The organism is uncultured Sphingomonas sp. (genome assembly GCF_913778135.1).
In the GTDB taxonomy this organism is placed as follows: Bacteria; Pseudomonadota; Alphaproteobacteria; order Sphingomonadales; family Sphingomonadaceae; genus Sphingomonas.
In genome coordinates, this window is sequence record NZ_CAJYVU010000071.1 from 1 (window position 1) to 11,135 (window position 11,135).

The 11,135-nt window shown below is 67.2% G+C and carries 9 protein-coding genes; 1 reads left to right on the plus strand and 8 read right to left on the minus strand.

The features are described 5' to 3' along the window. Positions 1-55: 55 nt before the first annotated feature. From QZ847_RS07055 to QZ847_RS07075, 5 genes are read right to left on the minus strand one after another with little or no spacing between them, the layout of a single operon-like run. On the minus strand, positions 56-1,843 hold the full coding sequence (locus QZ847_RS07055) for a cation:proton antiporter (protein WP_294354759.1): 1,788 nt from the start codon (positions 1,841-1,843) through the stop codon (positions 56-58). After that, entirely contained in the window at positions 1,843-2,277 is a 435-nt protein-coding gene (locus QZ847_RS07060; protein ID WP_294354761.1) for an iron-sulfur cluster assembly scaffold protein, read from the minus strand. Before QZ847_RS07060 ends, QZ847_RS07055 begins: the two co-directional genes overlap by 1 nt. Positions 2,278-2,287: 10 nt before the next feature. Continuing rightward, on the minus strand, positions 2,288-2,851 hold the full coding sequence (locus QZ847_RS07065; RefSeq protein ID WP_294354764.1) for a CvpA family protein: 564 nt from the start codon (positions 2,849-2,851) through the stop codon (positions 2,288-2,290). Between the two features lie 33 nt (positions 2,852-2,884). Beyond that, complete coding sequence (radA, locus tag QZ847_RS07070; RefSeq protein ID WP_294354768.1) at positions 2,885-4,252, minus strand: DNA repair protein RadA; 1,368 nt, start codon at positions 4,250-4,252, stop codon at positions 2,885-2,887. Between the two features lie 59 nt (positions 4,253-4,311). Then, the gene (locus QZ847_RS07075; protein ID WP_294354769.1) at positions 4,312-5,013 is read right to left on the minus strand and encodes a glutathione S-transferase N-terminal domain-containing protein; all 702 of its coding nucleotides are present in this window, start codon (positions 5,011-5,013) and stop codon (positions 4,312-4,314) included. 106 nt (positions 5,014-5,119) lie between these two features. Between QZ847_RS07075 and QZ847_RS07080 the strand changes: the two genes are divergently transcribed. Then, a complete protein-coding gene (locus QZ847_RS07080; protein ID WP_294354774.1) occupies positions 5,120-5,827 on the plus strand; it encodes a hypothetical protein in 708 nt (235 codons plus the stop codon). Positions 5,828-5,876: 49 nt separating this feature from the next. On the opposite strand, the gene alaS is transcribed toward QZ847_RS07080, so the two are convergent. The 3 genes from alaS to ppk1 form a co-directional block, all read right to left on the minus strand. Next, entirely contained in the window at positions 5,877-8,525 is a 2,649-nt protein-coding gene (gene alaS, locus QZ847_RS07085) for an alanine--tRNA ligase (RefSeq protein ID WP_294354776.1), read from the minus strand. Between the two features lie 74 nt (positions 8,526-8,599). Then, positions 8,600-10,084, minus strand: coding sequence for a Ppx/GppA family phosphatase (locus QZ847_RS07090; protein ID WP_294354778.1), 1,485 nt, complete (start codon positions 10,082-10,084; stop codon positions 8,600-8,602). Beyond that, positions 10,081-11,135 (minus strand): polyphosphate kinase 1 (gene ppk1, locus QZ847_RS07095; protein WP_294354781.1); only part of this gene is annotated, 1,055 nt, incomplete at its 5' end. The genes ppk1 and QZ847_RS07090, both read right to left, overlap by 4 nt.

Here is an 11,135-nt window from a genome sequence, read left to right on the forward strand (position 1 = left end):
GCCCCGGCACCGACGGCAAGCGCCCCCGACAGCGCGGCAAGCAACATCAGCAGGTTCACGTCGTCACCCCCGTCCCCGGATTGATCGGCGGCGCGTCACGCGAGGCTTCGGTGATGATCACGTCGCGCGCCGCGCGGATGTCGCCCGCCTCGATCTGCAACCGCAACCGCTCGCGATCGCGCGAGCGATAAAGGTCCTCGGCCCGATCGATCTCCTCGTTCGAAATATGCAGCCCCTGCATCGCTAGGCGCGCCATCTTGACCGCGGATTCGAGCACTTCACGTACAACGTAGCGCGTCCGGCCCTTCTTGAGCTTGATCAGCGCGCGGCGATCGAACGCGCGGACGTAGACGCCGGCGTTCGGGAACGCCTCGTGCACGCTGTCGAGCCAATCGGGATCGATCTGATCGCCGTCGATGCAGAACATGATCAGCTCGGCCTCCGCCGCTCCCGCCTGGCGCAGCAGGTCGAGCCTGGTGCCGTCGCCGAAGTAGACCTTGGCGCCGAACTCCGCCGCCACGTCGATCATCTCGATATCGCTGTCGATCAGCGTGACGGGCACGCCGCTCGCCATCAGTATCTGCGCGACCGTCTGTCCGAAGCGGCCGTAGCCGACCACCAGAGCGTTGGCGCCGTCCGCGGTCGGTCCGTCGCGCTCTCCTGCGGGATCGAGCGGTGTCTCGCGGAAGGCGCGCGTCGCCATCATCAGGAAGGGCGTGGTCGCCATCGACAGTGTGATGACTGCGCCGAACAGGCTCGCTGCCTCCGGCGCGATCAGCAGACCGTTTCTCGCCTGCCCGAGCAGCACGAACCCGAACTCGCCACCCTGACTAAGCAGCAGGCCGAGACCCAGCGCCGGGCGCCACGGCATGCGAAAGGCGCGACCAATCAGGAAGATGACCGCCGCCTTGGTCACGATCAGCGCCGCCGCCATGCCCGCCACGAACAACGGGCGCTCCGCAATCGCCGACAAGTCGAGCATCATGCCGACCGCGAGAAAGAACAGTCCTAGAAGAATCGACCGGAACGGCTCGACATCCGCCTCCAGCTCGTGGCGATACGGACTGTCTGCCAGCATCACCCCCGCGACGAACGCGCCGAGCGCGGTTGACAGCCCGAGCAGCTCCATCAGCGCGGCTGAGGCGATAACGGTGAACAGCGCGGCGAATATGAACATCTCGCGCTCGCCCAGATTGCCGATCCAGCGAAACAACGGGCCGAGCACGAAGCGTCCCGCCGCGATCAGCCCCGCGATCGCGAGCACGGTGTAGAGCGCGAGCAGCCAGCCCGACGGTCCCCCGGCCTGCGCCGGATTGCGGCTCATCGCGGCGATGATCGTGATCATCGGGATGATCGACAGGTCCTGGAACAGCAGGATCGAGAAGGCACGCTCCCCGAACGGCGTCCGCAGCCGGCCCGCCGATTGCAGCATCGGCAGCACCTGCGCGGTCGACGACAAGGCGAGCGGCATGCCGAGCGCTAGCGCGGCGGGGACCGAGAAATGGGCGACGAGCGCGAGGATGGCGGTGATCGCCGCGCCGCAGGCGAGCACCTGCAATGTGCCGAGCGCAAAAATATCTTCTTTCAGCCGCCACAATTTGGCCGGGCTGAGTTCCAGCCCAACGATGAACAGCAGCATGGTGATGCCGAGTTCCGCGAAGCCGAGCTTCGCCTCCGCATCTCCCACGAGCCCGAGCACGTGGGGCCCGACGACGGCGCCGGCAACGAGATAGCCGAGCGTGGCACCCAGGCCGAGCCGCCGGAACAGCAGCACGAAGGCAAGTGCAAAGCCGAGCAGGATGAACCCGTCGCGCAGCAGCGAGCCCTCCGCGGCATGCTCCATCAACGCGGCGCCCTGGCCGCGGCCGCGTCCGCTGCCTCCGCCGCGGCCTCGAACGCGAGGCGGATCGAGGGGTGGCGGGCCGTCAGCTTCAGGCCTGGCGTGAAGATGTCGATCCCGGGCCAGCCGGGCATCTCGCCCGTCCCCGCCAGCCACGCGGTCAATTCGTCGCGGGCGATCGCGAGCTCGGCCGGCGTCCGCCCGATCGCGTGCTGCGCCAGCAGCGTCGACGAAGCCTGACCGAGCAGACAGGCGCGCACCAGCGTGCCGAGCTTCGCGACCCGACCCGCTTCGTCGAGTTCCACGTCGACCGTCACCCGGCTGCCGCAGATCGGAGAACGCTTCTCCGCCGAGGCCGCACCCTCGGGCAACCTATCAGGGTAAGGATTGCCGAGCGCGAGCGCGGAAATCTCGGGCGTGTAGAGGTCGAGGCTCATGGGCGAACGATCACGAAGCGGCGGTTCCGTTATCTTGCGGAACGGGATACCAGCGCGGCGAAAACAGCGGCTTGCCGCGCCGGCGCCGGTCGACCACGTCGGCGATCGAGGCGCTGGTCGCGCTCAGCAGCGGGTAGGTCCGCGCCTGCACGATCCAGCCCGGCCGCCGGGCAGGCCCTCCACCCATCAGGTCGAGCACCAGCACGATCAGCAGGAACGCCAGGCTTGCGAAGATCAGGCCCTTTAGCGCACCGAACCCGAACCCGAGCGCGCGGTCGATCGGTCCGAGCACCGAGGTCCGCGTCCGCGCACTCACCGCGTTCACGACGATGCGGCTGAGCAGATATGTACCGCCGGTCAGGATCGCGAAGGCGAGCACGGTTGCGCCGGACGGGGTGCCGATCGTCGGCGCCAGCGTGCGTGACAGCGGCAGGTGGAAGATCTTGAGCGCGAACACCATCGCCACCCAGGCGAATAGCGCCAGCACTTCCGCGACAAAGCCGCGCTTCGCACCCAGCAACGCGGTCGACGCGACGAGCAGCAGGACGACAATGTCGAGGGCGTGCAGGTTCATCGCGCGTTAGATACGGGCTCCGTCATCGGGCGACTAGCCCCGGCCGAGCATGTGATCGACGAAGCGGCCGAGATTGCGGAAGCTGGCGAGTTGGATCGACGCGGCTTCGGCGACGCCCGAGGGCACCATCGCGCGTGTGAAGCCGAGCTTGCCCGCTTCCTTCAACCGCAGCGGCGCGTGCGCGACCGGGCGTATCTCACCCGACAGCGCAATTTCTCCAAAGGCGACACCGTCCGATGCGACCGGCCGTTCGCTCAGCGCAGAGATCAGCGCGGCGGCGACCGCCAGATCGGCTGCCGGGTCCTGCACGCGGTACCCGCCAGCGACGTTCAGATAGACCTCGCAGGTGGAGAAGCTGAGGCCGCAGCGCGCCTCCAGCACCGCGAGGATCATCGCCAGCCGGCCTGCGTCCCACCCGACCACCGCGCGCCTGGGCGTCGCCCCGCTCGCCAGTCGCACAACCAGCGCCTGTATCTCGACCAGCACGGGGCGCGTCCCCTCCAGCGCGGGGAAGACGATCGAGCCGGTGACGCTCTCGTCGCGCTGCGTCAAGAACAGGCTCGACGGGTTCGCGACCTCGACCAGCCCCTCCCCCGCCATCGCGAAGACGCCGATCTCGTCCGTCCCGCCGAAGCGGTTCTTGATCGCGCGCAGGATGCGATACTGATGGCTGCGCTCACCCTCGAAGCTGAGCACGGTGTCGACCATATGTTCGAGCACGCGCGGCCCCGCGATCGACCCGTCCTTGGTCACGTGGCCGACCAGCACCACCGCCGTTCCGCGTTCCTTGGCGAAGCGGATCAGTTCCTGCGCGGTGGCGCGCACCTGACTGACTGTGCCCGGCGCACCCTCGATCAGGTCGGAGTGCATCGTCTGGATCGAGTCGATCACCAAGAGCGCGGGCGGATCGCCTTGCAGTGTCGTCAGAATGTCGCGCGTCGAGGTCGCGGCGGCGAGTTGCACCGGCGCGTCGCCCAGTCCCAGTCGCTGCGCGCGCAACCGCACCTGATCAGCCGCTTCCTCGCCCGAGACATAGGCTACGCTGCGGCCGTTGCGCGCGAGCCGTGCCGCCGCCTGCAGCAGGAGGGTCGACTTGCCGACGCCGGGATCGCCGCCGATCAGTGTCGCCGACCCCGCAACCAACCCGCCGCCGAGCGCACGGTCGAGTTCGGCGATGCCGAAGGTCATCCGCTCGGGCAGCGCAATCTCGGCATCGAGCTTGACGAGCGTCAGCGAACGGCCGCCCGATTGCAGATTGTGCTTGGCCTGAAACGGCGTGACGACGGCGGCGGCTTCCTCGACCAGCGTATTCCACTCGCTGCAATCGGCACACTGCCCCTGCCAGCGGTGCGACACCGAACCGCAGGACTGACACACGTAGCGACGTTGAGCTTTGGCCATGTCCCGCCTTAGCACAGGCGGAACGGGAGGGGAACAAAGACCCGGTGAGCTCCCGACGGTCAGTCCTTTGACGGGATCGCGAGGCCACGCTGCACCGCCGGGCGCGCCAGTCCGCGTTCGAGCCATGCCGCGACGTTGTTGAATTCATCGAAGCCGACCAGATCGCCGGCCTTGTAGAAGTCGCGGAGCGCGCGCACCCAGCCGAGCATCGCGATATCGGCGATCGAATAGTCGCCGACGAACCACTCCTTGCCCGCGAGCGCGTGGTTCATGACGCCGAGCAATCGCCGGCTCTCGTCGACGTAGCGATCGCGTGGGCGCTTGTCCTCCCAGTCGTTGCCCGCGAATTTGTGGAAGAAGCCGAGCTGCCCGAACATCGGGCCGATGCCGCCCATCTGGAACATGACCCAGGAGATCGCCTGCCAGCGCTGCGCCGGATCGCTCGGCAGGAATTTGGCCGTTTTCTCGGCCAGGTAGAGCAGGATGGCCCCGCTCTCGAACAGGCCGATCGCGTCACCACCGGGGCCGGCGGGGTCGATCAGCGCGGGGATCTTGCCGTTCGGGTTGAGCGAAACGAACGCATTCGATTTCTGGTCGTTATCCTCGAAGTCGATCAGATGCGCCTCGTACGGCAATCCGGTCTCTTCCAGCATGATCGATACCTTCACGCCGTTGGGCGTGTTGAGCGAATAGAGCTGGATGCGATCGGGATGCGCCGCGGGCCAGCGCTGCGTGATCGGGAAGTCTGCGAGGGTCGTCATGCCGTGCAAACGGCGGGATCGGGCGAGCCGTTCCGTTCATTTCGCGTTCGGAACCCGATCGTTACGGTCACGTTTCCCAATCAACATCAACCGCGAAAGAGCACATATGAAGCGCTACGAGATTCTCGCCGCCGTCGCGGCGGCCGCCCTGACCCCGAGCATTGCCGCGGCCCAGACCGCGCCTGCAACGACCACCGCCGCTCAGGCGACCGCGACCGTAACCACCGGCGCGACGGTTTACGACACCAGCGGTGGCGTGGTCGGGACGGTTGCCAGCACCGACGGCACCAATGCAGTCATCGACACGGGCACAAACAAGGCGGCGATCCCGCTCACCTCGCTCGGCAAGGGCGCGAAGGGTCCGGTACTCGCGATGACGAAGGCCCAGCTCGATGCCGCGGCTGGTGCACAGCAGCAGCAGGCGAGCGCCGCGTTCCGTGCGCAGCTGGTCACCGGCGCCAGCGTATACGGCACCGGTGGGGCCAAGCTCGGCACGATCAAGGCGGTGGATGCCACCAACGTCACGCTGACCACCGACAAGGGTGACGCCAAGCTGCCGATCACCGGCTTCGGCCCCGGACCACAGGGCGTGACGATCGGCATGACCGCGGCACAGCTATCGGCCGCAATGGGGGCGGCCGCTCCGGCGGCAGATGCAACGACGTCTACCGCGACCGACGCCGCGGTCGGAACCGCAGCCGCTACCGCGAACACTGCGGCGGCAGCGAACGTTGCAGCCACGACGCCTGGTGCCACGACCAAGACGACGGTCAAGACCACAAAGACGGTGAAGACGACCAAGCCGCGCAAGTAAGCGCAATTACCCCACCCGCATCAGCGCGGGTGGGGTTCACCTCAAATGCTCACGCCCCTGCCAGCGCATTGCGGACCGCTGCGACCGCATCTTTCGCCTTGTCGGCGTCCGGACCGCCGCCCTGCGCCATGTCGGGTCGCCCGCCGCCGCCCTGCCCACCGAGCGCTTGCACGCCGAGCTTCACCAGATCGACTGCGCTGAAGCGTGCGACGAGATCAGGTGTCACCCCGACCGCGATCGTCGCCTTGCCATCGTTCACCGCAACGATCGCGACCACGCCCGAGCCGAGCTGTTGCCGTGCCTCGTCGACCGCGCCGCGAAGCCCCTTGGCCTCGAAGCCGTCGAGCACCTGCGCCATGAACGAAACGTTCCCGACCATCTCCGGACCGGCGGCATCTTTCGCGCCACCACCGAGCGCCAGCGCCTTCTTCGCCTCGGCGAGCTCACGCTCCAGCCGGCGCCGCTCGTCGAGCAGCGCCGCGACGCGCGCGGGTACCTCGTCGGGGGTGGTGCGCAGCGCTGCCGCCGCCTCGCGCAGCTTCTCGTCGCGCGCGCTCAGATACTGGCGCGCAGCCTCGCCCGTTAGCGCCTCGACCCGGCGGACGCCCGACGACACCGCACTCTCGCCGATCACCTTGAACACGCCGATATCACCGAGCGCCTCGGCGTGCGTGCCACCGCAGAGTTCGATCGAGTAGGTCTGGCCGTCGTCGCCGGTGCCCATCGACACGACGCGTACTTCGTCACCGTACTTTTCACCGAACAGCGCCATTGCGCCCATCGCGATCGCCTCATCCGGGGTCATCAGCCGGGTCTCAACCGTGCCGTTGCGGCGTATTTGCGCGTTCACCGCCGCCTCCACATCGGCGAGCTCGGCGGGTGCCATCGCACTCGAGTGCGACACGTCGAACCGTAGCCGGTCGGGTGCGACAAGGCTGCCCTTCTGCGCGACATGGGTGCCGAGCCGCTCGCGCAACGCCTCGTGCAACAGGTGCGTCGCGGAGTGATTGGCGCGGATCGCACCGCGGCGCGCGACGTCGATCGCTAGCCGCACGGTGTCGCCGACCTTCAACTCGCCGGCGTCGACCCGCGCGTGATGGACGAAGAGCTTGCCCAGCTGCTTCGACGTGTCGGTCACCGTCGCCGCCAGGCCGCTCTCGCTCGACAGCGTGCCGGCGTCACCGACCTGTCCGCCGCTCTCGCCGTAGAAGGGCGTCTGATTGACGATCACGTCGACCTGCTCGCCGGGCGCGGCGCGCTCGACACGCTGCCCGTCCTTCACGAGCGCGAGGACCACACCCTCGCCGCTGTCGCTGGTATAGCCGGTAAACTCGGTCGCGCCGACCTCCTCTACCAGATCGAACCATAGTTCGTCCGACGCCTTCGCGCCCGAACCCTTCCACGCCGCGCGCGCGGCGCGCTTCTGCTCCGCCATCGCGCTGTCGAAGCCGGCACGATCGACCTGCAACCCCTGCGCGCGCAATGCATCCTCGGTCAGATCGTACGGGAAGCCGAAAGTGTCGTAGAGCTTGAACGCGGTTTCGCCCGCCAGCGTGTCGCCCTCGCCCATGCCCGCGGTCGCCTCGTCGAGCAAGCGGAGGCCCTTGTCGAGCGTCTGACGGAAGCGCGTCTCCTCCTGGCGCAAAGTTGCCTCGATCAGCGGCTGTGCACGGACGAGTTCGGGGTAGGCCGCGCCCATTTCGGCGACGAGCGCAGGCACCAGACGGTGCATCAGCGGCTCCTTCGCACCCAGCAAATGCGCGTGGCGCATCGCGCGCCGCATGATCCGGCGCAGCACGTAACCGCGGCCTTCGTTCGCAGGCAGCACGCCATCGGCGACGAGGAAGCCCGAGCAGCGCAGGTGATCGGCGATGACGCGGTGGCTCGCCTGATTGTCGCCATTGGTCGCCGTGTGGGTCAGCGTGCCGCTCGCTGCGATCAGTGCCTTGAACGTATCGGTGTCATAATTGTCGCTGCCCCCCTGCATGACGGCGGCGATACGCTCCAACCCCATGCCGGTGTCGATCGACGGGCGCGGCAGGTCACCGACGATCTGATCGGCCTCCTGCACGAACTGCATGAAGACGAGATTCCAGATCTCGACGAAGCGGTCGCCGTCTTCATCCGGGCTGCCCGGCGGGCCACCCGCGATATGCTCGCCGTGATCGTAGAAGATTTCGGAACACGGCCCGCATGGACCATCCGAGCCCATCGCCCAGAAATTGTCCTTGGTCGCGATGCGGATGATGCGGTGATCCGGCAACCCCGCGATCTTCTTCCACAGGTCGAACGCCTGATCATCGGTGTGGTAAACGGTCGCGGTCAGCTTGTCCGCGGGCAGTCCCCATTCCTTCGTCAGCAGCGTCCAAGCGTTGGTGATCGCCTGTTCCTTGAAATAATCGCCGAACGAGAAATTTCCCAGCATCTCAAAGAACGTGTGGTGCCGCGCGGTGTAGCCGACGTTGTCGAGATCGTTGTGCTTGCCCCCTGCCCGCACGCACTTCTGCGACGAGGTGGCGGTCGAATAGGGCCGTGTCTCCAGCCCGGTAAACACGTTCTTGAACGGCACCATGCCGGCGTTGACGAACATCAGCGTCGGGTCGTTCTGCGGGACCAGCGGGGCCGAGGGCACGATCTGGTGGCCGTTGGCGCCGAAATAATCGAGGAAGCTGCGGCGAAGGTCGTTGGTCGAGGTCATGGCCTGCGACTTAATGGGGAGAAAGCGCGCTGCCTAGCGCTTCGTCGCAGCCGGGATGCGATGGCCGGCGAGCCTCATCGAACCGCATTACTGACCGGGGCGCGTCCCATTGCCGCGGCAAGCGAGGCATGCCGCTTGACTACCGCCTCGCCGTACAGCGCGGAAACGGAGCGATCGAGGTCGAGCCGCAGCGTGCCCGCATCAAGCACGAGTCGGGAGCGACGCAGCGGCTCGGCAACCCCGGCGCTCAGGCGCTGACCCAGCCGGATTGCGTGACCCCAGATCGCGGCGCGGCGAAGCGCCGCCTCGGGTGCGAGCTGCAGCAGCGCCTCGGGCACGGCGACCGCGCCGCCGAGCGCAGTCCAAAGTGCCTGCGCCATCATCGCACGGCCGCGACCGTCGATGCCGACCCAATTGCCGTGCAGCGCGATCTCTAGCCCGCGTTCGGCGCGGAACTCCGGGTTGGCGCGCCATCCCACGTCGGCCAGTTGGCAGGCGGCATTGCGCAGTCGTGCATCAACGGGCTTGTCTTCGGCGAACAGCGGCGCGATCCAGCGGTCGAGCAGATCGCCGTGTTCGGGAAAGCGTCCGGCGAGCCGCGCCTCGTCGCGTGCCGCGGCGATCAGCGGGTCCTCGGCGCGCTCGGCGGGATCAAGTTCCTGGAACAGCAATCCTTCGCGCAGGCCGAACGCCGACACGATCGTGCCACTCGATTTCAGATGCTTGAGCAGCACCGACAGCAGTGCGGCGGCATCGCCGAGCGTCGGAATGCGCCCGGCCGACAGACCCGGCACCTCCTTCAACTGCTGCTTGCCGACGTGCGACAGGGTGCGGCGTAGACTGGCGATGGTATCTGCCGGCATCGCATATTGATGGATGATCGGCAGCGGGTAGCGTGCGCGGTGCATGGCGAGCCGCGCGAGCCCCCGCCACGAACCGCCGACGAGATACAAGGGCAGGTTCTTGCCCGCACCGATCCAGCCCGCGTCTTGCAGCATCGTCTCGACCGCCCGCTCCAGACGTCCACGTTGCAGCAAGGGCGCCAGCCGCAGCACGCCGAGCGGAAAGGATACGCGTTCCGCCAACTCGCCCTTGCGGACACGGACTAGTTCCAGGCTGCCCCCGCCCAGATCGCCGACAATGCCGTTCGCACCCGGGATGCCCGACATGACGCCGTAACCGGCGGCCGCGGCCTCTTCCTCGCCCGACAGCACCTCGACCGACAAGCCCGCCGCTTCTGCCAGCCCGATCAGGGCGGCACCATTCCTCGCGTCACGCACCGCCGCGGTCGCGACGGTACGGACACGCGACACATCCATCGCCGCTGCGAGCGCGGCAAAGCGGTGGAGCGCCGTCTCCGCCGCCGCCATTGCCTCGGCATCGATCGACCCTGTAGCAGCCAGACTGCGCCCCAGCCCGGCGAGCACCTTTTCGTTAAACAAAGTCGTCGGCAGCCGCGCCGGGCCTTGGTAGACGACGAGCCGAATAGAGTTCGACCCGATGTCGATGATCGCGGTACGCGGCGGCTCGGTACCGCACTCAATTCTTGCAGCGATCACGAACGACGCCGCAGCTTGAGCGTCGGTACCTCGCCGCCCTCTTCCAACGCCGCACCGCGGCCGGACAGCGACGGGTTGGTCATGAAATAGCGGTGGAGGTTGAAGGGGCGATCGCCCTTGTCGATGCGTGAGTAACTGCCGTCCGCGTTCAGCTCCCAGCTCTGCTCGTTGTCGATCAGGTTCGCGACCATCACCTGATCGAGCACCTGGTCGTGCACCGTCTCATTCTCGATCGGCAGCAGATATTCGACGCGGCGATCGAAGTTGCGCGGCATCCAGTCGGCCGACGATATGTACACCCGCGCGCCGTCGTTCGGCAGCGCGTCGCCATTGCCGAAGGCGGCGATACGGCTGTGCTCAAGGAAGCGCCCGACGATCGAGTAGACGCGGATGTTGTCCGACATGCCCGCGACGCCGGGGCGCAGGCAGCAGATGCCGCGTATGATCAAGTCGATCTCGACACCCGCGCCGCTCGCCTCGTACAGTTTCTCGATGATCGCAGGGTCGACCAGGCTGTTCATCTTCGCCCAGATCGATCCGACACGACCCTGCCGCGCGTGCTCGATCTCGCGGTCGATGTCGGCGATCAGACGGTTGCGCAGCGATCGCGGGCTCAGCACCACCGCCTCCATCCCCTCGGGTTCTACGTAGCCGGTGATGTAATTGAACATGCGGGCGGCATCGCGGCCCAATCGCGGGTCGGCGGTGAAGAAGCTAAGGTCGGTGTAGATACGCGCAGTGACCGGATGATAGTTACCCGTGCCGAAATGGCAGTAGGTGCGGAATTGCGCACCCTCGCGACGCACGACCATCGCGACCTTGGCATGGGTCTTCCAATCGATGAAGCCGTAGACGACCTGCACGCCCGCGCGTTCCAGCGCGCTGGCCCATTGCAGGTTCTGCTCCTCGTCAAAGCGCGCCTTCAACTCGACCACCGCGGTCACCGACTTGCCCGCCTCGGCCGCGGCGATCAGCGCGTTGATGACCGCCGACTGCTTGCCCGCGCGGTACAGCGTCTGCTTGATCGCGACGACATCGGGGTCGTTCGCCG